Raw genomic sequence first — 21,818 nt, forward strand, 5'->3', positions numbered from 1 at the left:
CATACGTAGAAGTGAGTATAAGTCACCGATTTTATTCGAATATGTGCGTTAACACGCAATCTGGCACTCTGATTGCGTGTCATGCCGATAAATCGCACTTATGCTTAAGCCAGACCAAGTGGTCGGATCACCTGTACATAATAAGGAAACATCATGGCCCTACGTAAAATTCTGGCGGCTTCACTCCTTCTGCTTCCGCTGATCGCCTCAGCGCATAATTTTGTCGATGGTCAGCGCGTCGCGCCGGTTGGCATCGCCGACCGGGGAGAATTAATTCTGGATAATGATAAGTTTAGCTATAAAAACTGGAATAGCTCGCAGCTGGCAGGAAAAGTTCGCGTACTGCAGCACATCGCCGGGCGCACCGCGGCAAAAGAGAAAAACGCCACGCTGATAGAGGCTATCAAGGCCGCGAAGCTGCCGCACGATCGCTATCAGACCACCACTATCGTCAATACCGATGACGCAATCCCGGGCTCAGGAGTGTTCGTGCGCAGCAGCATTGAGAGCAACAAGCAGCTCTATCCGTGGTCGCAGTTTATTGTCGACGGTAACGGTCTGGCGCGTAAGGCGTGGCAGCTGCAGGAGGAGAGCTCGGCCATCGTGGTGCTGGATAAGGACGGCCGCGTTCAGTGGGCTAAAGACGGCGCGCTAACCCAGGATGAAGTGCAGCAGGTTGTCGCCCTGCTGCACAAGCTGCTCAGTAAATAGATACCCGGAAGCCGGGGTTGAGGAAGGATTCACGCGGCGTGTAGTCGAGCGTTCTTCCCTGCCAGTCGTGAACGTGCGCCCCGGCGGCAACCGCGACCGCATGGCCGGCGGCGGTATCCCAGCTATTGGTCGGCCCGAAGCGCGGATAGAGCTGGGCCTGACCTTCCGCCACCAGGCAGAACTTCAGCGATGAGCCGATCGAAGTGGTTTGATGTTCACCGATCTGCTCCAGGTACTCCTCCAGCTCCGGATCGTTGCCGTGGGAGCGGCTGATGACCACCAGCGGAGGCCGGGCGTCGCGAACCTGAATTTGCTTACGCCTGCCGCACTCATCTTTCCAGGCCTTGCCGTTTTCCGCGCAGTACAGCACCTTCATCACCGGCGCATAGACCACGCCAAGCACCGGTTTACCCTTCTCAATCAAGGCGATATTGACCGTGAACTCGCCGTTGCGCTTGATAAACTCTTTGGTGCCGTCCAGCGGATCCACCAGCCAGTAGCGCTGCCAGTGCTGGCGCACCTGCCACTCCTGGGGGTCTTCTTCAGACAGGATCGGGATATCGGGGGTCAGCGCCAGCAGGCCGCTCATAATGACTTTATGCGCAGCAATATCCGCCGCGGTGACCGGAGAATCATCCTTCTTGCTGGCGACGTCCATCGGCTGATTTCCATCATAGACTTCCATAATGGCATCGCCGGCGATCCGTGCAAGCTGACATACTTGTTCTAACATTCTCCACCTCATCTGGTTGCAGTGGCGTTAACTCGTTGTTTTATTTATATCGCATCGCTGCGAGTTCCGCTATCTGTGATAGCGATGGCGGTTTCAATTGTCGTTTTTCTGGCATGATTCACAATTCTGTAAGCAACAGAATGTAAATACATTTTCTTCTGTGCCATTGCTCATAAAAAAGGACGCCTCTGATGATTAAGTTTAGCGCAACGCTCCTGGCCACGCTGGTCGCTGCCAGCGTAAACGCGGCGACGGTCGATTTGCGGATCATGGAAACCACCGATCTGCACGGTAATATGATGGATTTTGATTATTACAAAGACGCCGCTACGGAAAAATTTGGCCTCGTGCGCACCGCCACGCTGATTGAAAAAGCCCGCCAGGAAGTGAAAAACAGCGTGCTGGTCGATAACGGCGACGTTATTCAGGGTAGTCCACTGGGCGATTATATGGCGGCGAAAGGTCTCAAAAGCGGCGATATTCACCCGGTTTATAAGGCCATGAACACGCTGGATTACGCCGTGGGCAACCTTGGCAACCACGAGTTTAACTACGGCCTCGATTTCCTGCACAAAGCCCTCTCCGGCGCGAAATTCCCCTACGTCAACGCCAACATTATCGACGTAAAAACCGGCCAGCCGATGTTCACCCCGTACCTGATTCAGGATACCAAAGTCGAGGATAGCGACGGCAAAACGCAGACCCTGCGCATCGGCTATATCGGCTTCGTGCCGCCGCAAATCATGACCTGGGATAAAGCCAATCTCGCCGGCAAAGTGACCGTCAACGACATCACCGAAACCGCGCGCAAATTCGTTCCACAAATGCGCGAGAAAGGTGCGGACCTGGTGGTGGTTATCGCCCACTCTGGGCTCTCCGCCGACCCGTATCAGGCCATGGCGGAAAACTCGGTCTACTACCTCAGCCAGGTTCCGGGCGTTGATGCCATTATGTTCGGCCACGCGCACGCGGTATTCCCGGGGAAAGATTTCGCCAGCATCAAGGGCGCCGATATCAGCCAGGGCACGCTTAACGGCGTTCCGGCCGTGATGCCCGGCATGTGGGGCGATCATTTAGGCATCGTCGATCTGGCCCTCAGCCACAAAGACGGCAGGTGGCAGGTCACCCAGGCGAAGGCCGAAGCCCGGCCAATCTACGATCCGCTGGCGAAGAAGTCGCTGGCGGCAGAAGATGGCAACATGGTGACGGTGCTTAAAGCCGACCACGACGCAACGCGCGAATTTGTCAGCAAGCCTATCGGCCGCGCCTCCGACAATATGTACAGCTTCCTTGCGCTGGTGCAGGACGACCCGACCGTGCAGGTGGTCAATATGGCGCAGAAAGCCTACGTCGAGCACTTTATTCAGGGCGATCCTGACCTGGCGAAGCTGCCGGTGCTCTCCGCCGCCGCGCCGTTTAAGGTCGGCGGACGCAAGAACGATCCCGCCAGCTTCGTCGAAGTGGAGAAAGGCCAGCTCACCTTCCGCAACGCCGCCGATCTGTATCTCTATCCGAATACCCTGGTGGTAATGAAGGTGAGCGGCAAGGAGGTTAAAGAGTGGCTGGAGTGCTCTGCCGGACAGTTCAATCAGATAGACCCGACCAGCAGCAAGCCGCAGTCATTAATCAACTGGGACGGTTTTCGCACCTATAACTTCGACGTGATTGACGGGGTCAATTACCAGATTGACGTCAGCCAGCCGGCGCGCTACGACGGCGAGTGCCAGATGATTAACCCGCAGGCGCAGCGCATTAAGGATCTGACCTTTAACGGCAAGGCCATCGACCCGGCGGCCACCTTCCTTGTCGCGACGAACAACTACCGCGCCTACGGCGGCAAGTTCGCCGGTACCGGCGATAGCCACATTGCTTTTGCTTCCCCGGATGAAAACCGTTCGGTGCTGGCGGCGTGGATTAGCGCCGAGTCGAAAAAGGCGGGGGCCATCCACCCGGCGGCGGATAATAACTGGCGCCTGGCGCCGATCCACGGCAAGGTGCCGCTGGACATCCGCTTTGAAACTGCGCCAACCGAAAAAGCGGCGGCATTTATTAAAGAGCAGGCGCAGTACCCGATGCGTCAGGTTGCTACCGACGATATCGGCTTTGCCATTTATCAGCTGGACCTGAGTAAGTAGCTCTCTGCTCAGGCAACGGTCTGCTCGTGGTTCGCCAGAACCGCGGGCAGATTCAGCTCAATCCAGTCGGCCAGCGCCGCCACCTTCTCGCTCACCTGTTCACCCAGCGGAGTCAGGCTATATTCAACGTGCGGCGGGACCACCGGATACGACACCCGGTCGATAAAGCCATCCTGCTCCAGCGCCTGCAGCGACTGGGCCAGCATCTTTTCACTCACCCCGCCCATCTTGCGACGCAGGTCGCTGAAGCGGTGGGTTCCCGCGCGCAGCGCCACGAGGATCAGCACGCCCCAGCGGCTGGTGACGTGCTTCAATACATCACGGGACGGGCACTGCTCGGCAAACAGATTGCCGTCGCGCAGCTGCTCACTCAGCGTCGGATTCGCCATTTCATACTTACCTTTTTGTACGTACTTACTAAAAGTTAGCTAAGGTGTTAGCTTACCACAACAGTCAATAAACACGAAGGAGAAGACCCATGATCGCAATTACCGGCGCCACTGGCCAGCTAGGCCATCACGTTCTACAAGAGCTGTTAAAAACCGTTCCCGCCAGCCAGATTGTGGCGATTGTCCGTAACCCGGCGAAGGCCGAATCCCTGAGCCAGCAGGGCCTCGTCGTTCGTCAGGCGGATTATACCGACCAGGCGGCGTTCACCGCCGCGCTGCAGGGCGTGGATAAGCTGCTGCTGATCTCATCCAGCGAAGTGGGCCAGCGTGCGTCCCAGCATCGCAACGTCATCCAGGCGGCCAGGGCCGCCGGGGTCAAATTTATCGCCTACACCAGCCTGCTGCACGCGGATCAGTCTCCGCTTGGCCTGCACGCTGAGCACGTGGAAACCGAGAAGATGCTGGCCGAGTCCGGTATCGCCTATACCCTTCTGCGCAACGGCTGGTATACCGAAAACTATCTCGCCAGCGCGCCGCCGGCTCTGGAACACGGCGTCTTTATCGGCGCTGCCGGCGACGGTAAAATTGCCTCAGCGACCCGTGCCGACTATGCCGCCGCTGCCGCCCGCGTCATCGCCGAAGAGGGCCACGCCGGGAAGGTTTACGAGCTGGCGGGCGACGAGGCCTGGACCCTCAGCGAGCTGGCCGCCGAGCTGAGCAAACAGAGCGGTAAGAACGTGGTTTATCAGAACCTTAGCGAAGCCGACTTCGCCGCGGCGCTGAAGAGCGTGGGCCTGCCGGCAGGGCTGGCGGATATGCTGGCGGACTCCGATATCGGCGCCTCTCAGGGCGGCCTGTTTGACGATAGCCATACCCTGAGCAGCCTGATTGGCCGTCCGACTACCTCCCTGGCGGAGAGCGTCAAAGGCATTCTGTAACTGTTGCAAACTGGTTAATTTTTGTAGCATCCCCGCAGGTCATCTCCGATAATCAGGGATGGCCTACGGGGAGAAAGCAGATGCAGGGTGTACCGGAACAGTTCAGCGATGAGAGAGACAGCGCGCGCTTTCGCCATCTGGCGCAGGTGCCGGGCGTGGAGCTGTATCATGCCCATATCTCCCGCTACGCCTTCGAACCGCATACCCACGAAGCCTTCGGCATTGGCGCGATTGAGCTGGGCGCCGAGCGCTTCCGCTATCGCGGCAGCCAGTACGTCGCCGCGGTGAACTCCATCGTTACCATGAATCCCGACGAGCTGCACACCGGCGAAGCGGAAACCGCCGACGGCTGGCGCTATCGGATGGTCTACCTCGATCCCGCGCTGCTGGAAGAGGTAACCGGCACGCGCCACTGGTGGTTCAGCGAAGTCGTGCGCCAGGACCCAAAGCGCTCGCGACAGCTCTGCCATCTCATATACGGCCTGTGGCACACCGACGATCCGCTGGCCCAGCAGGGCCTGCTGCTCAACCTTATCGACACCTTTCGCCCGTTTGCCCATCACGCGCCGGTACTGACGGAAGCGGCCCATCGCTTCGAGCGCGTGCGCGAATATCTGCACGATAACTATATGCGCGCGGTCACCCTTGATGAGCTGGCGCAGGTTGCCGCCCTTAGCCCGTGGCACTTTCAGCGCCAGTTTAAAGCCCATTTCCACGTCACGCCCCATCAAATGCTGATGGCTATTCGCCTGTGGCGCGCCAAGGCCTTTCTGACGCACGGGATGCCCGCCGCCGAAGTTGCCGCCGCCGCCGGTCTTACCGACCAGTCGCATCTCACCCGCGCCTTTACCCGCCGCTACGGCATTACCCCGGTACGCTATCAAAAGCAGGTCATCCAGCGCTAATGCGCAATCTCATACAATATTCCCGCGCCGGCCTCCCCTACACTTTGGCCAACGATAACGATGATGGATGGCAAGATGATTAGCGGCGTGCTGTATGCCCTGCTGGCAGGGTTGATGTGGGGACTGATTTTTGTCGGCCCTCAGGTGGTGCCGGAGTACCCGGCGGTATTGCAGTCAATGGGGCGCTATCTGGCGCTGGGGCTTATCGCCCTGCCGCTGGCATGGCTCGGCCGCGTGAGGCTGCGCCAGCTTTCGGCACAGGACTGGTGGGTTGCCTGCGGGCTGACCATGATGGGCAACCTTATCTATTATGTTTGTCTCGCCAGCGCTATCCAGCGTACCGGCGCCCCGGTCGCCACCATGATTATCGGCACCCTGCCGGTGGTGCTGCCGGTGTTTGCTAACCTGCTCTACAGCCAGCGCGACGGCAAGCTGCCGTGGCGGCGTTTATTCCCGGCGCTGGCGTGCATTGCGCTCGGCCTGGCGTGCGTTAATATCGCCGAACTGCGCCAGGGCATGGAGGCGTTTAGCTTCTGGCGCTACGGCTCCGGGATCGCGCTGGCGCTGATCTCCGTTGCCTGCTGGGCGTGGTACGCGCTGCGCAACGCCCGCTGGCTGCGTGAAAATCCGGATAAGCATCCGATGATGTGGGCAACGGCACAGGCGCTGGTGACGCTGCCGCTGTCGCTGGTGGGCTACGTCGCCGCCTGCTGGTGGCTGCACGGCCAGCAGGTCAGCTTCCCCCTTCCCTTTGGCCCGCGTCCGCTGGTTTTCGTGACGCTGATGCTGGCCATCGCCGTGCTCTGCTCGTGGGTCGGGGCGCTATGCTGGAACATCGCCAGCCAGAAGCTGCCGACGGTGATCCTCGGGCCGCTTATCGTCTTCGAAACGCTTGCTGGCCTGCTGTATACCTTCCTGCTGCGCCAAAGCCTGCCGCCGCTGCTGACGCTCAGCGGTATCCTGCTGCTGGTATTAGGCGTTATCTCCGCCGTGCGCGCCCGACCGGAAAAGCCGCGGCTGGTGGCGCAGGTCAGCGCGAATAAAAAATAGCCTGGTATCCGAAAGGGGTATTCCCTTGTCGATAAGATGCATTTAAAATACATCTTATATTCTTGATGACGAGGTAATTGCTATGGCTTTCCGTGACCAACCTTTAGGCGAGCTGGCGCTGACGATCCCGCGCGCCTCCGCGCTGTTCCGTAAATACGACATGGACTACTGCTGCGGCGGGAAACAAACGCTGGATCGCGCAGCATCGCGCAAAGAGCTGGACGTTGCGGTCATCGAAGCGGAGCTGATGGAGCTTGCGCAAGAGCCGGCAGAGCGCGACTGGCGCGTCGCGCCCTACGCCGAGATCATCGACCATATTATCGTGCGCTATCATGACCGCCATCGCGAGCAGCTGCCGGAGCTTATTCTGCAGGCCACCAAAGTTGAGCGCGTGCATGCCGATAAGCCCAACGTGCCGAACGGCTTAACCAGGTACCTGACGATGCTCCACCAGGAGCTCTCCAGCCACATGATGAAAGAGGAGCAGATCCTGTTCCCGATGATTAAGCAGGGCATGGGAACTCAGGCCGCTGGCCCCATCAGCGTGATGGAAAGCGAACACGACGAAGCGGGCGAGCTGCTGGAAGTGATCAAGCACATCACCCATAACGTGACGCCGCCGCCGGAAGCCTGCACCACCTGGAAAGCGATGTACAACGGCATTAATGAACTGATCGACGATCTGATGGAACACATCAGCCTGGAAAATAACGTCCTGTTCCCGCGCGCCCTTGCCGGAAACTAAATAAAAAAAGGCGCCCGCGGGCGCCCTCGGTACTGTCACTCTTATTGGCCACTCCGGGTGGCCTTTTTTATGACGGCCGTTGCAAGCAACGTTAAAAATCTCTCCCGGAGATTTTTTTATTTCGCGAGACGTTTCTTACCGGCAAAGAACCAGCCCACCGCCAGCAGAACAAACCACAGCGGCGTGACGATCAGCGCCTGGCGCGTGTCGGTTTCCAGCGTCAGCAGCACCACCACGAAGACGAAGAACGCCATACAAACCCAGCACATCAGCTTGCCCAGCGGCATCTTATACTTCGACTGCTCGTGCAGCTGCGGGCGCTTTTTGCGATAGACCAGATACGAGCACAGGATAATGGTCCAGACGAACATAAACAGGATCGCCGAAACCGTGGTGATCATGGTGAACGCGGAAATCACGCTCGGATTCACCATCAGCATCACCACGCCGCCCAGCAGGCACATGCAAGAGAAGGTCAGGCCTTTCGCCGGTACCGCACGTTTCGACAGTTTGGCGAACATCGACGGTGCCTGACCATCCTGCGCCAGGCCAAACAGCATACGGCTGGTGGAGAATACGCCGCTGTTGGCCGAAGAGGCCGCGGAGGTCAGCACCACGAAGTTAATCAGGCTGGCCGCAGCCGGCAGGCCCACCAGCACAAAGAGTTCCACGAACGGGCTCTTGGTCGGAACCACCGAGCTCCACGGCGTCACCGACATAATCACGATCAGCGCGAAGACGTAGAACATAATGATACGCAGCGGGATAGAGTTAATCGCGCGCGGCAGGGATTTCTCCGGATCTTTGGTTTCCGCAGCGGTGGTGCCCACCAGCTCAATCCCAACGAAGGCGAAGACCGCAATCTGGAAGCCGGCAAAGAATCCGCTGATCCCTTTCGGGAACCAGCCGCCGTCATTCCACAGATGAGAAAAAGAGGCTTCTACGCCGGTCGGCGATTTGAAGTGCATCATCACCATGACCAGGCCGACGACAATCAGCGCCACGATAGCGACGATCTTGACCATCGCAAACCAGAACTCCATTTCCCCGAACATTTTCACGGTGGCAAGGTTCAGGCTCAGCAGCAGCAGGATAACCGCCAGCGAGGCCACCCAGTCGGAGAGGCCCGGGAACCAGAACTGGGCGTAGGCGGTAATCGCCACGACGTCCGCCATCCCGGTCACCACCCAGCAGAACCAGTAGGTCCAGCCGGTAAAGTATCCGGCCCACGGCCCCAGAAGATCGGCGGCGAAATCGCTGAACGATTTATATTCCAGATTCGACAGCAGCAGTTCGCCCATCGCACGCATGACGAAAAACAGCATGAAGCCAATGATCATATAAACAAAAATGATGGATGGCCCGGCGAGACTGATGGTTTTACCGGACCCCATAAATAAGCCGGTACCGATAGCGCCGCCGATGGCAATAAGCTGAATATGCCGGTTTGTAAGATTTCGCCGCAGCGTTTGTTCCGTCGGAGCCTGCTCTTCAGCAGCGACTTTAACCTGATCTACCATGTGATATTTTCCTGTTGTACCTGTCTGTGTTGTTCAGGCTCTACTGGCCCGTCATTGGTCATTACCCTTGGAAAAGGGCTTATCGATATTAGGTAAGAATCGGAAGGATGAATACTATGATTTAGATATAATGTTAATTTTATGTTTAAAGTGAGTGTTATATCACTCCGGTCACGCGAAACAGCTCACAAAACTACGCCAAAAAATCATTTAAGCAATATTAAACTCTAACTAAATTCAAACTTAAGCGTTTTACGCTATTTTTATTTGCTTCCCCGCCCCTTGGGGAGAGGAAGCCACTACTGCTTAGATAATATCCAGCAGCTCTACTTCAAAAATCAGGGTGCTGAACGGAGGAATCGATGCGCCCGCGCCGCGCTCGCCGTAGGCCAGGTTGTGCGGAATGGTCAGCTCCCATTTTGAGCCAACCGGCATCAGGGTCAGCGCCTCAATCCAGCCGCCGATCACGCCGGTTACCGGGAATTCAGCCGGTTCGCCGCGCGCAACGGAGCTGTCAAAAACGGTACCGTCGATAAGCTTACCGGTGTAGTGCACGCGAACGTGGTCGGTACGCGCCGGGATAGCGCCTTCGCCCTGGGTCAGGACGCGGAACTGCAGGCCGGATTCGGTGCTGTTCACGCCTTCGCGCTCGCGGTTTTCATCGAGGTATTTCTGGCCATCTGCCGCCAGCTCCTGGAAACGTTCGCGGCGTACCGCATCGGCACGTTCGTGAATTTCACGCAGCGCGCGGTGAACGGCTTCTACCGGCACCTGCGGCTGATTGCCTTCCAGCGCATCAGCAATACCGGCTACCAGCGCCTCAGGCAGCAGCCCCTGCAGGCCAGATTCGCTCAGCTGTTGTCCAACCTGCAAGCCGATACCGTAACTTGCCTGCGCTTCGATAGTGTCAAAAGTCGGGGTTGCCATCTTTGTTCCTTTTTTGGGGGGAAAATTCATACTCTATAAACTTCGACCTGCGGGAAGGCGGCAGGCTCCTGAGCCTTAGCGGTATAAATAACGCCATAAGCGAAGCGAGCGGCACTGCCAGCGCACCGGCAACCCGAAAGACGACGAGTATAAAGTGGTGGGCAGCATATCAGCCACAGCACGATGGGTAAAACTTTGTCGCTGGATGATGACAAATCTGAGGGAAACAGAAACAATAGGCAATATCAGGCTAACCTCACGAAACATATCTTTGTCTCGTCCATCAGGAAGTTAGCCATCTATACTCTACGGAGCAGCATAAAAATATGCGGAGCAGGAGGAAAGCCATGCACGGGCGCTTTGAAATGACACCTACCCTGGCGAAGATCTGGCACGCCCCGGATCATATTCGCATTATGGATCCGCTGCCGCCAATGCACCGTCGGGGCATTATCGCCGGAGCCCTGCTGGTGGTTATCGGCATACTGCTCCCCTCCGAGGACAGCAGCACGTCCGCCCAGGTCAGCCGCGACGCCAGCCTCGATATGCAGTCGCAGTCCCAGCCGCAATCGTCCTCACAGCAGGCTATCCCGCTGCCGCCCATTACCTCAACGCCTACGGTGAGCGACGCCGATCAGATGGCGCCGGTGGCACCAGAGCCGGTTCAGGACGAGCAGCCGGCCGAGCAGCAGAATCAGACCTACTCTCCGCCTCCGCAGCAACAGCAGCAATCTGCGCCGGGCATCGAGCAGCAGTGGCGCACCTATCGCATCGAGTCAGGGAAAACCCTGGCCCAGCTGTTCCGCGACCATAATCTGCCGCCAACCGACGTTTACGCGATGGCCCAGGTCGAAGGTTCGGGGAAACCGCTCAGCTCGCTGCAAACCGGGCAAACGGTACAGATTAGGCAGAATGCGAATGGGGTGGTAACCGGCCTGACTATCGATATCGGCGGTGGGCAGCAGGTGCTGTTTACCCGTCAGGCAAACGGCAGCTTTATTCGTGCGCGATAGTCTATCGCGAATAAATTAGCGTGGGGGAAGGCAGAAAAGCAAAACGCCGGCACAAGGCCGGCGTCTCGACGCGAGCAGAGTAAAAAATTACTCAGCTACAACGTTAACAACCAGTTTCGCGAAGACTTCGCTGTGAACCTGGAAGTCCACTTCGTGCTCACCGGTGGTGCGCAGAACGCCGTTCGGCAGACGAACTTCGCTCTTAGCGACGGCAACGCCAGCTGCAGTTACAGCGTCAGCGATGTCGCGGGTACCGATGGAACCGAACAGTTTACCTTCGTCGCCTGATTTAGACGCGATGGTAACGTTGCCCAGTGCATTGATTGCTTCAGCACGTGCGTTAGCAGCTGCCAGAACGTCAGCCAGTTTGGCTTCCAGTTCAGCGCGACGCGCTTCGAAGAATTCAACGTTTTTCTTGGTAGCTGGAACAGCTTTACCCTGTGGAACCAGGAAGTTACGAGCGTAGCCCGCTTTAACATTAACCTGATCACCCAGGCTGCCCAGGTTTGCTACTTTATCAAGCAGAATAACTTGCATTACCTTATCCTCTTAAAGTCGTTAATAGACAGCGGCCGATTACTGATGACGATCGGTATATGGCAGCAGGGACAGGTAGCGAGCGCGCTTGATGCAGCGAGCCAGCTGACGCTGGTATTTTGCGCGAGTACCGGTAATACGGCTCGGGACAATTTTACCGCTTTCGGTAATGTAGTTTTTCAGCGTAGCGATGTCTTTGTAATCAATCTCTACAACGCCTTCCGCGGTGAAACGGCAGAACTTGCGACGACGGAAATAACGTGCCATTTGGCTAGTCTCCAGAATCTATCAATTCAATCTGCTCGGCATGCAGAACCATTTTGCTCAGGCCGTTCTTTGCCTTGTGGCAAGAAATGAACCCCCGAACGATTACTGCACTGCCGACCGTTATACTGTGAGTAATGGCCTGGTTTTGGTGTCCGCTAATGATAACGGGCATTTGACACCATGCCTGCCGGTGAAAACCGGCTTCCTCCTGCACTGAACGATGCTCAAGCACGAACTGGCAGTGTGGAATTCCTGACGGGCTGACCTTACGAATTGGCGTCCTGCAGATAATGCCGGACAGCTCCAGACGGTTGGTCATCAGGATTACTCTTCAGAATCCCCAGCTTCGGAATCATCTGCGGTTTCGTTTGCGAAATCTTCGCGACGCTCACGGCGCTCGTCTTTCGCTTTAACCATCGGAGATGCTTCGGTAACAGCGTGCTTAGTACGCATTACCATGCTGCGGATAACGGCGTCGTTGAAGCGGAAGTTTGTTTCCAGCTCATCGATCGCTTCCTGCGGGGCTTCAACGTTCAGCAGAACGTAGTGAGCTTTGTGCAGTTTGTTGATCGGGTAAGCCAGCTGACGGCGGCCCCAGTCTTCCAGACGGTGGATCGTACCTTCTGCTGCAGTGATTGCACCAGTGTAACGTTCGATCATACCCGGAACCTGTTCGCTCTGGTCAGGATGGACCATAAAAACGATTTCGTAATGACGCATCGAATTGCTCCTTACGGATTATTCAGCCTCCTGTCTGGGTCAGCCGCGGCCCATGGAGGCAAGGAACGTGGTTAAAGGGCGGCTGAAAAATTGACGCGTCATTCTAATTGCGAACCACCATAAACTCAAGCTGATTGCGCAAATAATTCGCACTAACGGCAAAGCCGCGCTAAGTCAGTGATTTAAAATTAATCAACGGCAGCAGCGACACTTTTTTGAACAACTTCATCAGAAATGGTCGCGATGCACCCGGCAGGGAGTGATTACACTTACATCAAGAGCAATCTATAGCCCAATGGAGCCCGGGTTAACGTCAGGACAGTTATAAGGAGCGTAGATTATGAAATACATCCTCATTGCCGTAATGGCTGCGCTTTTACTGAGCGCCAACGCGCTGGCAGCCATCAAAATCGATGGACGTCAGGCACGTAACATGGACGATGTACAGAGCCTGGGCGTTATCTATATCAACCACAATATGGCCACTGAGCAAGAGGCCGATAAGGCCCTTAACCAGCTGAGCGACGAACAGGGGGCAAAATACTTCCAGCCGATCCTGATCCACGAACCGGAAAGCAACGGCGCAATCCACGCCAGCGCCGCGCTCTATCGCTAACCACCCTTCTCTAACCCCTTCGCCTCCGCTGCGGGGACGAAGGGTCCAGCTCGCCGCCGCGCCTAAAGCGTGCGCTTAAAGAACCCGACCGTTTCGGCCAGCGCCTCTGGCGTAATGCGATGGCGCACGCCCTGCTGCCAGACGCAGGTCAGGTTTTCGGCCAGGCCGCTTTGCTGCAGGGCCTGCTGGAGGCGGAAGGTTTCGCCAGGCGGTACCACGTCGTCCTCATCGCCGTGCCAAAGCAGCAGCGGCCTGCTGGCGAGCGTCGCCAGCTGATGGCTGACGTCCCACTCCGTCAGCTGCTCCGCGTCCAGGGAGGGTGAAGGAAACAGGCTTTGCGCGAGGCTGCTGAAATAGCCGGACCCCATCAGACAGGCGACGCTTTTCAGCTGCGGATGATGGGTCATAATGCCCAGCGCCGTCATTCCGCCCATCGAGGCGCCGGCGACCGCCAGCCTGTCGTCCGCAATCCACCCCTGCGCGGCGATCGCAGCGCGAAGCGCGGTGAATTCGGCGAAGTTCTGTAGCAAGATGGGCCAAAAGCGCTGCATTCGCCCTTTTTCATCGCCGAAGTAGCGCGCGCCATGCTCCGGCGCATCGGGCATGATGACGCGAAATCCCGCCTCCGCCAGCGCCACGGCGAAGTAGCTATAGACCAGCTTAGAAGAGGTGAATCCGTGATAAAAAACGATACACGGCAGAGGCCGGTCTGACGCATTTTGCGGACAGGCATGAAGCACCTCGCCGCCCGCAAGATTACGCACTTCCAGTACAATCATTTATCGTCTCCCATCTCTAGAGTAGCGATGTGCCATGGGCTAACATATAGCCAAAGGCGTGGGTTCAGCCGCGATTTATAATGTTGAGAACTGGGTTACGCTTTCACAACATTTTCATTCGAAAATCGCGTCAGAGATAACAATTCGGGAACATTCCCCGGAAATGTCATTCAGGCTACCACTACACTGTGACTAACAGGAAACGAGATATGGTTATGCGTAGGTTTACACCGTGGTTACTGGCGATTGTTCTGAGCGGCTGTAGCGCCCTGCAGGGAACGCCTGAAGCCCCGCCGCCTGCGACCAGCCATCCGCAAGAGATTCACCGTAACCAGACCAGCGGGCTACAAAAAATGGGGACGGTGAGCGTGCTGATGTATGGTTCGCCGATGGATGTTGAAGCTGCGCTGAAGGTCAAAGCAGAAGCGGCTAAAGCGGATTACTACGTCATCATAATGATTGATGACACCCTGGTTCCCGGCCAGTGGTATTCGCAGGCAATTCTGTACCGTAAATAACGGTGCGACGCCTTTAACCCCGCTTTACATTGCTTTGCATCCGTTCACGTTCTCCTGTGCATAATAACGTTCAGCCAGTCAAACCTGGCAGGACGTTAGCAACGGACTGCCCTCGGGCCACGCGAAATGGAGCTGACGATGAAACGATCATTTACCTTACCCAGCCTGCTGTTTAACGCTACAACGGCACATACTGCAGCACAGTCCGCAGAATTTGCCAGCGCGGACTGCGTCACTGGCCTGAATGAAATCGGCCTGATTTCCGTCAACAATATTGCCGGCAGCCAGCAGGACGTCGAGCATGCCATCGCCGTGAAGGCCGATGAGCAGGGCGCCTCCTGGTATCGCATCGTCCAGATGTACGAGGAACAGCAGCCGGACAGCTGGCGGGTACAGGCCATTCTCTACGCCTGAGGCGCCTGGCGCCCGCGCCCGGTGCCGCGCAGCAGCAGGTCATCGAGCGTTTGCGCGTCCAGCCGCACGCCGCCGCGCGGGTCGAGCATCATTCGACACCAGGCCTGAGCCAGCGGCGGTGAAGCGTAGCGCATCATCTGCGCTCCCGCGCCTAGCCGGTACACCAGCCGGGTTATCTCCCGGCCCTGCTCTTCCGCTGGCCGCCTCAGCAGCTGCTGCAGCTGACGCCATCCGCGATCGAAATGGCGATTCTGCCCTTTAACTTCCGCACACTCTGTCGCCAGCAGCTCCAGCGCCGCCGGCTGCTTGCTCAGCACCCGCATCACGTCGAGACACATAATATTCCCGGAGCCTTCCCAGATGCTGTTCACCGGCGTCTCCCGGTACAGGCGCGGCAGCTCGCTCTCCTCGCAGTAGCCGATACCGCCCAGCACCTCCATCGCTTCGCCAACAAAGGGGATCGCGGATTTGCAGATAGCAAACTTCGCCGCCGGGGTAAACAGGCGGGCCCACAGCGCCTCCTGCCCGTCGTTTCGCTTGTCCCACGCGCGCGCCAGGCGGAATAAAAAGGCGGTTTGACCCTCAAGCTGCAGCGCCATCTGGCCCAGCACCTGGCGCATCATCGGCTGCTCGACCAGGCTTTTACCGAACGCCTGGCGCTGAAAAGCGTGATAGAAGGCGACCGACCAGGCCCGACGCATTAAGGCATGGCTGCCCAGCGCGCAGTCGAAGCGGGTCAGGCCGCCCATTTTGAGGATTTGCCGTACGCCGTCCCCCTCTTCGCCCACCAGCCAGCCGCAGGCGTCATAGAACTCCACCTCGCTGCTGGCGTTAGAGCGGTTGCCGAGCTTATCTTTGAGCCTTTCGAGATGCAGCGCATTGCGCTGGCCGTCCGGCAGAAGACGCGGGACAAAGAAACAGGAGAGCCCGCCGGGCGCCTGCGCCAGCACCAGGTGCGCATCGCTTTGCGGTACCGAGAAAAACCACTTGTGGCCCACCAGACGATAAAACCCGTCGGCGCTCTTTTCGGCGCGGGTGGTATTGCTCAGCACATCCGATCCCCCCTGCTTTTCCGTCATTCCCATGCCGATCAGCAGCCCGCGCTTCTGGCTGCCCGGCACCAGGTGCGGATCGTAGCGATCGCTCAGCAGCGGCGTCAGCCAGTCGCTAAACGGCCCGGGGAGCGACTGCTGCAGCAGAGGCGTGGCGGCGAAGGTCATGGTTATCGGGCATAGCGTTCCGGCCTCCACCTGCGCATGCAGCATAAAGCGCGCCGCCCGGGCCACGAAAGCGCCGGCGCGCGCGTCGTCCTGCCAGGCGAGATTATGCACCCGGTTAGCGCACAGCCCCTGCATCAGCAGGTGCCAGGCGGGATGAAAGCGCACATCGTCAAGCCGCGTGCCGGTCGCGTCATAGCGCAGCAGCTCCGGCGGATTAACGTTAGCCAGCCTCCCTAGTTCCAGCGACTCTGCCGTTCCCAGCTGCTGGCCGATGCTGGCCAGCAGATCGCCATCCCAGGCGGCGCCCTCGCGGGCTACGGCTTCGCGCAGCGCGGTATCGGACAAGAATAAGTTGCTGTTCAGCAGCGGCGTCGGCTGATTAAACACGGTATGAGTTGGCCAGTGCATAGTGCTTCCCTCCGTCAATGGCGTTGTACTCAGTATGGTCAGCCTGGGCCGGGAGCGCCCGCGAGCCGGGTCACAAAAAAACCATTCATCCCTTCGTGAAGCGCATCACAGGCATAAGAATTTAAAATTTTATCAGGCTGAAGTTGTGGAATAATTTATTCAATTGTTATTTTTTTGTTGAAATCAGGATGGCCTATGCAGACCGCGACACGCCCTACGGGCGCGCACAAGCGCGCGCTGATCGCCGGATCTATCGGCAACTTTATTGAATGGTATGAGTTTGCGGTCTACGGCTTTCTGGCGACGGTTATCGCCCGGAACTTCTTTCAGCTAGCCGGCGAGGCGCCGCTGACGGGTCTGATCCTGACCTACGCCTCCTTCGCTATCGCCTTTTTCTTCCGTCCGCTAGGCGCCATTATTTTTGGCCGCATCGGCGATCGAATCGGCCGCAAGCCGACGCTGATCGTCGTCCTGGTGATGATGACGCTCGCCACCACGGCAATTGGCCTGGTGCCGACGTATGCCAGCATCGGGTTGGCGGCTCCGCTGATTTTGACCGGGCTGCGCATTCTGCAGGGGCTGTTTGCCGGCGGGGAGTATGGCGGTGCCGTCTCGCTGATGACCGAGTTTGCGCCTCGCGGTAAGCGCGGCCTGTATGGCGCATGGCAATCCTTCACCGTCGCCCTCGGCCTGCTGGCCGGCGCCGGGGTCGTCGCCCTGATATCCGCGGTGCTGAGCCCGGAAGAGCTCCATGCCTGGGGCTGGCGAATTCCGTTCTTCCTCGCCATCCCGATGGGGGTAGTCGCACTCTGGCTGCGGGTGAAAATGGAAGAGACGCCGGGGTTTCTCCGCCAGCAGCAGCAACAGCAACAGCAGCGTCCGCAGGCCAGCGCCGACCTGAGCCATACTCTGAAAGCGATTATCACCGGCATCGGCCGCCTGATGGTCTGGTCCGCCGCAGGCTACACCTACCTGGTGATTATGCCCGCCTACCTGCAGTCGGCGCTGCACACCGGCTTTAACCAGGCGCTGCTGATCGCGGTGATCTCCAATATTGGCTTTGCGCTCACCATTCTTCCTGCCGGGATACTCAGCGATAAGTGGGGTCGGCGTAACGTGATGGTGATGGCCGCGGTGCTGCTGCTGATACTGGCGCTGCCGCTGCTGAAAATTCTACAGGCGGAATCCAGCACGCTGCTGATAAAAGGCGCGGTGGTGCTCGTTGCCGGCGGTCTGGTGGGGGTGCTGGCAGGGCCGGGACCGGCGATGCTGGCAGAGATGTTCCCGACAAGGGTGCGCTATACCGGCCTTGGGCTGGCCTATTCGCTCTCTAATGCGGTGTTTTCCGGCTGCGCCGGGCTGATTATTACCGGCCTGATTAAACAGACCGGTAATCTTGATATTCCGGCTTACTACGTCATGGCGACGGCGGTAGTCAGCATCATCGCGCTGATGACGCTCAATAAGAACGATCACCTGCGCTCGCTGGACGAGTAGCCGCCGGGCAGCGTGCGCCCGGCGTTAATCAGCTTCGCTGGCGCACGGCTTCAAACAGGCAAATGCCGGTCGCGACGGAGACGTTCAGCGAGGAGACGCTGCCGGCCATCGGAATGCTGATCAGCTCATCGCAGTGTTCGCGCGTCAGGCGGCGCATCCCTTCCCCCTCGGCACCCATCACCAGCGCCATCGGGCCGGTCATCTTGCTCTGGAAGAGGGTATGGTCCGCTTCACCGGCGGTGCCGACGATCCAGACGTTCTCTTCCTGCAGCAGACGCATGGTGCGCGCGAGGTTAGTCACGCGGATCAGCGGTACGTTTTCCGCCGCGCCGCAGGCGACTTTTTTCGCCGTCGCGTTCAGCTGCGCCGAACGGTCGCGCGGCACGATCACCGCGTGTACGCCAGCGGCATCGGCGCTGCGCAGGCAGGCGCCAAGGTTATGCGGATCGGTAACGCCGTCGAGAATCAGCAGCAGCGGCTGATCGAGAGAGGCGAGCAGTTCAGGCAGGTCGTTCTCCTGGTACTGACGTCCCGGCTTCACGCGGGCAATAATCCCCTGATGCACGGCGCCTTCGCTTTTCTCATCGAGAAACTGGCGGTTAGCGACCTGAATCACCACGCCCTGGGCTTCCAGCGCATGGATCAGCGGCAGCAGGCGTTTATCCTCGCGGCCTTTGAGAATATAGACTTCCTGAAAACGCTCAGGAGCGCGCTCCAGCAGGGCCTGCACCGCGTGGATGCCGTAAATCATTTCACTCATTGATGTACTCGTTGCTTGTTAATATTGCCGTTCGGCTTTACAGGCCGGATGTACCGGCCTGTAAGATTGATGCCCGCTTACTCAGCGGTTTTCTTTTTCGCCGCGCGCTTCGCTTTGGTTGCGGCAGCTATTTTCTGTGTTTTGGTCGACGGCTTCTTCGCTTTTTTCTCGCCTTTAGGCTGGGCAGCCTGGGGCTGAGACTTGCCTTTCTCTTTGCGGAAGGCGCTATCCGGCTCGAAGTTGACCTGCTTACCGGCCTGGCGACGACGCCCGGAAGGTTTGCCGGCGTTCGACTTTTTCGCCTTCTCACGCTCGGTCTTGCCGACGTTGCGCGGGGCGCGTTCGCTGGAGATCAGCGAGAAGTCGATTTTACGCTCGTCCATATTGACCGCTTCCACGCGGACTTCCACGCGATCGCCCAGTCGATAGGTCTGACCGCCGGACTCGCCGATCAGACGCTGCCCAACCTGGTCAAAGCGGTAGTAGTCGTTATCCAGAGATGACACGTGCACCAGGCCGTCGATAAACAGCTCGTCCAGGCGGACGAAGAAACCAAAGCCAGTGACGCTGGCAATCACGCCCTTAAAGACGTTGCCCACCTGATCCAGCATAAAGTCACACTTCAGCCAGTCAGAGACCTCGCGGGTCGCTTCGTCGGCACGACGTTCGGCCATCGAACAGTGCGCGCCCAGCTGCAGCATCTCTTCCATGCTGTAGTGCCAGCCGCCGGTTTCAGTGCTGTTGCCTTTGTGCCCCTGCTCTTTCGCCAGCAGATACTTAATGGCGCGGTGCAGCGACAGGTCAGGATAGCGGCGGATAGGCGAGGTGAAGTGCGCGTAGGACTGCAGCGCCAGGCCAAAGTGGCCGCGGTTTTCCGGATCGTAGACCGCCTGCTTCATCGAGCGCAGCAGCATGGTTTGCAGCATCTCGTGGTCAGGACGATCGGCGATGGAGGTCAGCAGCTCGGCGTAGTCGCGCGGCTCCGGCTTGTTGCCACCAGGCAGCTCCAGACCGAGCTCCGCCAGGACCGTGCGGAAAGCGGTGATCGCTTCAGTGGTTGGCTTATCGTGGATACGGAACAGGGCCGGCTCCAGCGCCTTCTCAACGAAGCGAGCGGCGGAGATGTTCGCCAGAATCATGCACTCTTCGATAAGCTTATGGGCGTCGTTACGCTGGGTCTGCTCAATACGCTCGATGCGGCGTTCAGCGTTAAAGATGAACTTCGCTTCTTCACTTTCAAAGGAGATGCCGCCGCGTTCTTCGCGCGCGCTATCGAGGACTTTGTAAAGGGTGTGCAGCTCTTCGATATGCTTCACCAGCGGCGCGTACTGCTCACGCAGCTCGCCGTCGCCCTGCAGCATATGCCATACCTTGGTATAGGTCAGGCGCGCGTGCGAGCTCATTACCGCTTCATAGAATTTGTAGCCGGTCAGACGGCCTTTTGACGAAATCGTCATTTCGCAAACCATGCACAGGCGATCGACCTGCGGGTTCAGCGAGCACAGGCCGTTAGAGAGCACTTCCGGCAGCATCGGCACCACCTGCGAAGGGAAGTAGACCGAGGTGCCGCGGCTGCGCGCTTCGCCGTCCAGCGGCGTACCGGGACGCACGTAGTAGCTTACGTCGGCAATGGCGACCCACAGGCGCCAGCCGCCGCCGCGTTTCTTCTCGCAGTAAACCGCGTCATCAAAGTCGCGGGCGTCCTCACCATCGATGGTGACCAGCGGCAGATCGCGTAAATCAACGCGGCCGATTTTCGCCTCTTCCGGCACCTGCTCTTTGAGCACGGAGACCTGTTTTTCCACCTCTGGTGGCCAGGTGTAAGGGATTTCATGGGTGCGCAGCGCCATATCGACCGCCATGCTGGTGCCCATGTTATCGCCCAGCACCTCAACGATTTTGCCCACCGCTTTCGTGCGACGGGTCGGGCGCTGGGTCAGTTCAACGACCACCACAAAGCCCATCCGCGCGCCCATGACTTCTTCAGGCGGGATCAGGATATCAAAGCTCAGGCGGCTGTCGTCAGGGACCACGAAGCCCACGCCGGCGTCGGTGAAGTAGCGGCCGACGATCTGGCTGGTTTTTGGCACCAGCACCCGCACAATACGCGCTTCGCGGCGGCCTTTACGGTCCGCGCCCAGCGGCTGCGCCAGCACCTGATCGCCATGAATACAGGTTTTCATCTGCTCAGACGACAGGTACAGGTCGTCTTTACGCCCCTCGACGCGCAGGAAGCCAAAGCCATCGCGATGGCCGATAACCACGCCTTTGAGCAGGTCAAGACGCTCCGGCAGGGCGTAGCACTGACGGCGGGTAAACACCAGCTGCCCGTCGCGCTCCATGGCGCGCAGGCGGCGGCGTAGCCCTTCTAACTGCTCATCGCCTTCGATATTCAGTTCTATCGCCAGCTCGTCTCGGCTGGCCGGTTTTTCACGTTTTGCTAAATGATCGAGGATAAATTCCCGGCTAGGGATTGGATTCGCATACTTTTCAGCTTCGCGGTCCTGGAAAGGATCTTGTGACATGTCGGTTCCTCCGTTGTCATCTCTGATGAGAGTTTACGTCACTCCACCAGTAATAATTTATAAAGCGGTTGATTCTCTTCAACCAAATCAGCCAGCGTGTAGTTATCAAGTTCCTTAAGAAAACTTTGCGCCGCTTCTGCAAGCGCCTGTTTCAGGCGACACGCGGGAGTAATGTGGCAAAATTCGCTGCTGCAGTTGACCAGCGATAGCGGCTCAAGGTCGCGAACCACGTCACCTACACGAATCGTTTTTGCCGGCTTACCGAGGCGGATCCCCCCGTTCTTTCCCCGCACTGCCATAACGTAACCAGAGCGACTCAGCTGATTGATTATTTTTACCATATGATTACGCGACACGCCGTAGACCTCCGTCACTTCGGAGATACTCGTCATTCGGCCATCCGGTAGCGACGCCATGTAGATAAGCGCTCGTAATCCGTAATCAGTGAAACTCGTTAACTGCACAGCAACCTCAGGGTAAGGGAAAAGCGG

The 21,818-nt window shown here is 58.2% G+C and carries 24 protein-coding genes; 11 read left to right on the forward strand and 13 right to left on the reverse strand.

The features are described from left to right. The first annotated feature begins 153 nt into the window (after nt 1–153). On the forward strand, nt 154–711 hold the full coding sequence (locus HCK03_RS23940) for a YtfJ family protein (protein WP_041143738.1): 558 nt from the start codon (nt 154–156) through the stop codon (nt 709–711). On the opposite strand, the gene cysQ is transcribed toward HCK03_RS23940, so the two are convergent. Beyond that, complete coding sequence (cysQ, locus tag HCK03_RS23945; protein ID WP_041143737.1) at nt 701–1,444, reverse strand: 3'(2'),5'-bisphosphate nucleotidase CysQ; 744 nt, start codon at nt 1,442–1,444, stop codon at nt 701–703. The genes HCK03_RS23940 and cysQ overlap by 11 nt on opposite strands. A 191-nt stretch (nt 1,445–1,635) precedes the next feature. Here cysQ and HCK03_RS23950 point away from each other — a divergent pair, with 191 nt between their 5' ends. Next, the gene (locus HCK03_RS23950; protein ID WP_148251116.1) at nt 1,636–3,579 is read left to right on the forward strand and encodes a bifunctional 2',3'-cyclic-nucleotide 2'-phosphodiesterase/3'-nucleotidase; all 1,944 of its coding nucleotides are present in this window, start codon (nt 1,636–1,638) and stop codon (nt 3,577–3,579) included. Between the two features lie 8 nt (nt 3,580–3,587). On the opposite strand, the gene HCK03_RS23955 is transcribed toward HCK03_RS23950, so the two are convergent. Further along, entirely contained in the window at nt 3,588–3,968 is a 381-nt protein-coding gene (locus HCK03_RS23955) for a winged helix-turn-helix transcriptional regulator (RefSeq protein ID WP_041143735.1), read from the reverse strand. Between the two features lie 89 nt (nt 3,969–4,057). On the opposite strand from HCK03_RS23955, the gene HCK03_RS23960 reads away from it, so the two are divergent. The 4 genes from HCK03_RS23960 (at nt 4,058) to ytfE (ending at nt 7,606) form a co-directional block, all read left to right on the forward strand. Continuing rightward, nucleotides 4,058–4,906 (forward strand): SDR family oxidoreductase, encoded by an 849-nt coding sequence (locus HCK03_RS23960; protein ID WP_041143734.1) that lies wholly within the window; start codon nt 4,058–4,060, stop codon nt 4,904–4,906. 80 nt (nt 4,907–4,986) lie between these two features. Further along, nucleotides 4,987–5,811 carry an AraC family transcriptional regulator gene (locus HCK03_RS23965; protein WP_115193733.1) on the forward strand — a complete coding sequence of 275 codons (825 nt, stop codon included), beginning with the start codon at nt 4,987–4,989 and terminating at the stop codon, nt 5,809–5,811. 75 nt (nt 5,812–5,886) lie between these two features. Further along, nucleotides 5,887–6,861, forward strand: coding sequence for a DMT family transporter (locus HCK03_RS23970; RefSeq protein ID WP_115193734.1), 975 nt, complete (start codon nt 5,887–5,889; stop codon nt 6,859–6,861). Between the two features lie 82 nt (nt 6,862–6,943). Further along, nucleotides 6,944–7,606 (forward strand): iron-sulfur cluster repair protein YtfE, encoded by a 663-nt coding sequence (gene ytfE, locus HCK03_RS23975; protein WP_041143731.1) that lies wholly within the window; start codon nt 6,944–6,946, stop codon nt 7,604–7,606. A 116-nt stretch (nt 7,607–7,722) separates the two neighbouring features. On the opposite strand, the gene cycA is transcribed toward ytfE, so the two are convergent. Together cycA and fklB are read right to left on the reverse strand one after the other, a co-directional pair. Beyond that, nucleotides 7,723–9,126 (reverse strand): D-serine/D-alanine/glycine transporter, encoded by a 1,404-nt coding sequence (gene cycA / locus HCK03_RS23980; protein WP_041143730.1) that lies wholly within the window; start codon nt 9,124–9,126, stop codon nt 7,723–7,725. Between the two features lie 306 nt (nt 9,127–9,432). Further along, nucleotides 9,433–10,053, reverse strand: coding sequence for an FKBP-type peptidyl-prolyl cis-trans isomerase (gene fklB / locus HCK03_RS23985; RefSeq protein WP_041143729.1), 621 nt, complete (start codon nt 10,051–10,053; stop codon nt 9,433–9,435). Between the two features lie 347 nt (nt 10,054–10,400). Between fklB and HCK03_RS23990 the strand changes: the two genes are divergently transcribed. Beyond that, the gene (locus tag HCK03_RS23990; protein ID WP_167692278.1) at nt 10,401–11,066 is read left to right on the forward strand and encodes a LysM-like peptidoglycan-binding domain-containing protein; all 666 of its coding nucleotides are present in this window, start codon (nt 10,401–10,403) and stop codon (nt 11,064–11,066) included. Between the two features lie 87 nt (nt 11,067–11,153). On the opposite strand, the gene rplI is transcribed toward HCK03_RS23990, so the two are convergent. From rplI to rpsF, 4 genes are read right to left on the reverse strand one after another with little or no spacing between them, the layout of a single operon-like run. After that, nucleotides 11,154–11,603, reverse strand: coding sequence for a 50S ribosomal protein L9 (gene rplI, locus HCK03_RS23995; RefSeq protein ID WP_041143727.1), 450 nt, complete (start codon nt 11,601–11,603; stop codon nt 11,154–11,156). 39 nt (nt 11,604–11,642) lie between these two features. After that, nucleotides 11,643–11,870, reverse strand: a complete 228-nt coding sequence (gene rpsR / locus HCK03_RS24000) for a 30S ribosomal protein S18 (protein WP_002210155.1) — start codon at nt 11,868–11,870, stop codon at nt 11,643–11,645. A 4-nt stretch (nt 11,871–11,874) separates the two neighbouring features. Continuing rightward, complete coding sequence (gene priB, locus HCK03_RS24005; RefSeq protein WP_041143726.1) at nt 11,875–12,189, reverse strand: primosomal replication protein N; 315 nt, start codon at nt 12,187–12,189, stop codon at nt 11,875–11,877. 5 nt (nt 12,190–12,194) lie between these two features. Next, a complete protein-coding gene (rpsF, locus tag HCK03_RS24010) occupies nt 12,195–12,590 on the reverse strand; it encodes a 30S ribosomal protein S6 (RefSeq protein ID WP_004098001.1) in 396 nt (131 codons plus the stop codon). A gap of 340 nt (nt 12,591–12,930) precedes the next feature. Between rpsF and HCK03_RS24015 the strand changes: the two genes are divergently transcribed. Continuing rightward, complete coding sequence (locus tag HCK03_RS24015; RefSeq protein WP_041143725.1) at nt 12,931–13,206, forward strand: YdgH/BhsA/McbA family protein; 276 nt, start codon at nt 12,931–12,933, stop codon at nt 13,204–13,206. A 62-nt stretch (nt 13,207–13,268) separates the two neighbouring features. Here the strand turns inward: HCK03_RS24015 and yjfP are convergent, their stop codons facing one another. Further along, a complete protein-coding gene (gene yjfP / locus HCK03_RS24020; RefSeq protein WP_041143724.1) occupies nt 13,269–13,985 on the reverse strand; it encodes an esterase in 717 nt (238 codons plus the stop codon). Between the two features lie 209 nt (nt 13,986–14,194). Here yjfP and bsmA point away from each other — a divergent pair, with 209 nt between their 5' ends. After that, nucleotides 14,195–14,503 carry a biofilm peroxide resistance protein BsmA gene (gene bsmA / locus HCK03_RS24025; protein ID WP_041143723.1) on the forward strand — a complete coding sequence of 103 codons (309 nt, stop codon included), beginning with the start codon at nt 14,195–14,197 and terminating at the stop codon, nt 14,501–14,503. Between the two features lie 138 nt (nt 14,504–14,641). Beyond that, on the forward strand, nt 14,642–14,917 hold the full coding sequence (yjfN, locus tag HCK03_RS24030) for a DUF1471 family protease activator YjfN (protein ID WP_041147507.1): 276 nt from the start codon (nt 14,642–14,644) through the stop codon (nt 14,915–14,917). Here yjfN and HCK03_RS24035 read toward each other — a convergent pair. Next, nucleotides 14,908–16,545 (reverse strand): isovaleryl-CoA dehydrogenase, encoded by a 1,638-nt coding sequence (locus tag HCK03_RS24035; protein WP_167692279.1) that lies wholly within the window; start codon nt 16,543–16,545, stop codon nt 14,908–14,910. The genes yjfN and HCK03_RS24035 overlap by 10 nt on opposite strands. 195 nt (nt 16,546–16,740) lie before the next feature. On the opposite strand from HCK03_RS24035, the gene HCK03_RS24040 reads away from it, so the two are divergent. Then, nucleotides 16,741–18,042 (forward strand): MFS transporter, encoded by a 1,302-nt coding sequence (locus HCK03_RS24040; RefSeq protein ID WP_167692280.1) that lies wholly within the window; start codon nt 16,741–16,743, stop codon nt 18,040–18,042. A gap of 28 nt (nt 18,043–18,070) precedes the next feature. On the opposite strand, the gene rlmB is transcribed toward HCK03_RS24040, so the two are convergent. From rlmB to nsrR, 3 genes are all read right to left on the reverse strand, one after another. Further along, nucleotides 18,071–18,802, reverse strand: a complete 732-nt coding sequence (rlmB, locus tag HCK03_RS24045; protein ID WP_041143720.1) for a 23S rRNA (guanosine(2251)-2'-O)-methyltransferase RlmB — start codon at nt 18,800–18,802, stop codon at nt 18,071–18,073. Between the two features lie 77 nt (nt 18,803–18,879). Continuing rightward, nucleotides 18,880–21,327, reverse strand: a complete 2,448-nt coding sequence (gene rnr / locus HCK03_RS24050) for a ribonuclease R (protein ID WP_041143719.1) — start codon at nt 21,325–21,327, stop codon at nt 18,880–18,882. A gap of 38 nt (nt 21,328–21,365) precedes the next feature. Beyond that, a complete protein-coding gene (gene nsrR, locus HCK03_RS24055) occupies nt 21,366–21,791 on the reverse strand; it encodes a nitric oxide-sensing transcriptional repressor NsrR (protein WP_041143718.1) in 426 nt (141 codons plus the stop codon). Nucleotides 21,792–21,818 lie beyond the last annotated feature (27 nt).

This window comes from Klebsiella terrigena, from assembly GCF_012029655.1.
Lineage (GTDB): Bacteria > Pseudomonadota > Gammaproteobacteria > Enterobacterales > Enterobacteriaceae > Klebsiella > Klebsiella terrigena.

What these genes read in the sequence shown, in the direction of transcription:
- HCK03_RS23940 (WP_041143738.1), top strand. Translation starts at nt 154, where the DNA reads ATGGCCCTACGTAAAATTCTGGCGGCTTCACTCCTTCTGCTTCCGCTG.
- cysQ (WP_041143737.1), bottom strand. Translation starts at nt 1,444, where the DNA reads ATGTTAGAACAAGTATGTCAGCTTGCACGGATCGCCGGCGATGCCATT.
- HCK03_RS23950 (WP_148251116.1), top strand. Translation starts at nt 1,636, where the DNA reads ATGATTAAGTTTAGCGCAACGCTCCTGGCCACGCTGGTCGCTGCCAGC.
- HCK03_RS23955 (WP_041143735.1), bottom strand. Translation starts at nt 3,968, where the DNA reads ATGGCGAATCCGACGCTGAGTGAGCAGCTGCGCGACGGCAATCTGTTT.
- HCK03_RS23960 (WP_041143734.1), top strand. Translation starts at nt 4,058, where the DNA reads ATGATCGCAATTACCGGCGCCACTGGCCAGCTAGGCCATCACGTTCTA.
- HCK03_RS23965 (WP_115193733.1), top strand. Translation starts at nt 4,987, where the DNA reads ATGCAGGGTGTACCGGAACAGTTCAGCGATGAGAGAGACAGCGCGCGC.
- HCK03_RS23970 (WP_115193734.1), top strand. Translation starts at nt 5,887, where the DNA reads ATGATTAGCGGCGTGCTGTATGCCCTGCTGGCAGGGTTGATGTGGGGA.
- ytfE (WP_041143731.1), top strand. Translation starts at nt 6,944, where the DNA reads ATGGCTTTCCGTGACCAACCTTTAGGCGAGCTGGCGCTGACGATCCCG.
- cycA (WP_041143730.1), bottom strand. Translation starts at nt 9,126, where the DNA reads ATGGTAGATCAGGTTAAAGTCGCTGCTGAAGAGCAGGCTCCGACGGAA.
- fklB (WP_041143729.1), bottom strand. Translation starts at nt 10,053, where the DNA reads ATGGCAACCCCGACTTTTGACACTATCGAAGCGCAGGCAAGTTACGGT.
- HCK03_RS23990 (WP_167692278.1), top strand. Translation starts at nt 10,401, where the DNA reads ATGCACGGGCGCTTTGAAATGACACCTACCCTGGCGAAGATCTGGCAC.
- rplI (WP_041143727.1), bottom strand. Translation starts at nt 11,603, where the DNA reads ATGCAAGTTATTCTGCTTGATAAAGTAGCAAACCTGGGCAGCCTGGGT.
- rpsR (WP_002210155.1), bottom strand. Translation starts at nt 11,870, where the DNA reads ATGGCACGTTATTTCCGTCGTCGCAAGTTCTGCCGTTTCACCGCGGAA.
- priB (WP_041143726.1), bottom strand. Translation starts at nt 12,189, where the DNA reads ATGACCAACCGTCTGGAGCTGTCCGGCATTATCTGCAGGACGCCAATT.
- rpsF (WP_004098001.1), bottom strand. Translation starts at nt 12,590, where the DNA reads ATGCGTCATTACGAAATCGTTTTTATGGTCCATCCTGACCAGAGCGAA.
- HCK03_RS24015 (WP_041143725.1), top strand. Translation starts at nt 12,931, where the DNA reads ATGAAATACATCCTCATTGCCGTAATGGCTGCGCTTTTACTGAGCGCC.
- yjfP (WP_041143724.1), bottom strand. Translation starts at nt 13,985, where the DNA reads ATGATTGTACTGGAAGTGCGTAATCTTGCGGGCGGCGAGGTGCTTCAT.
- bsmA (WP_041143723.1), top strand. Translation starts at nt 14,195, where the DNA reads ATGGTTATGCGTAGGTTTACACCGTGGTTACTGGCGATTGTTCTGAGC.
- yjfN (WP_041147507.1), top strand. Translation starts at nt 14,642, where the DNA reads ATGAAACGATCATTTACCTTACCCAGCCTGCTGTTTAACGCTACAACG.
- HCK03_RS24035 (WP_167692279.1), bottom strand. Translation starts at nt 16,545, where the DNA reads ATGCACTGGCCAACTCATACCGTGTTTAATCAGCCGACGCCGCTGCTG.
- HCK03_RS24040 (WP_167692280.1), top strand. Translation starts at nt 16,741, where the DNA reads ATGCAGACCGCGACACGCCCTACGGGCGCGCACAAGCGCGCGCTGATC.
- rlmB (WP_041143720.1), bottom strand. Translation starts at nt 18,802, where the DNA reads ATGAGTGAAATGATTTACGGCATCCACGCGGTGCAGGCCCTGCTGGAG.
- rnr (WP_041143719.1), bottom strand. Translation starts at nt 21,327, where the DNA reads ATGTCACAAGATCCTTTCCAGGACCGCGAAGCTGAAAAGTATGCGAAT.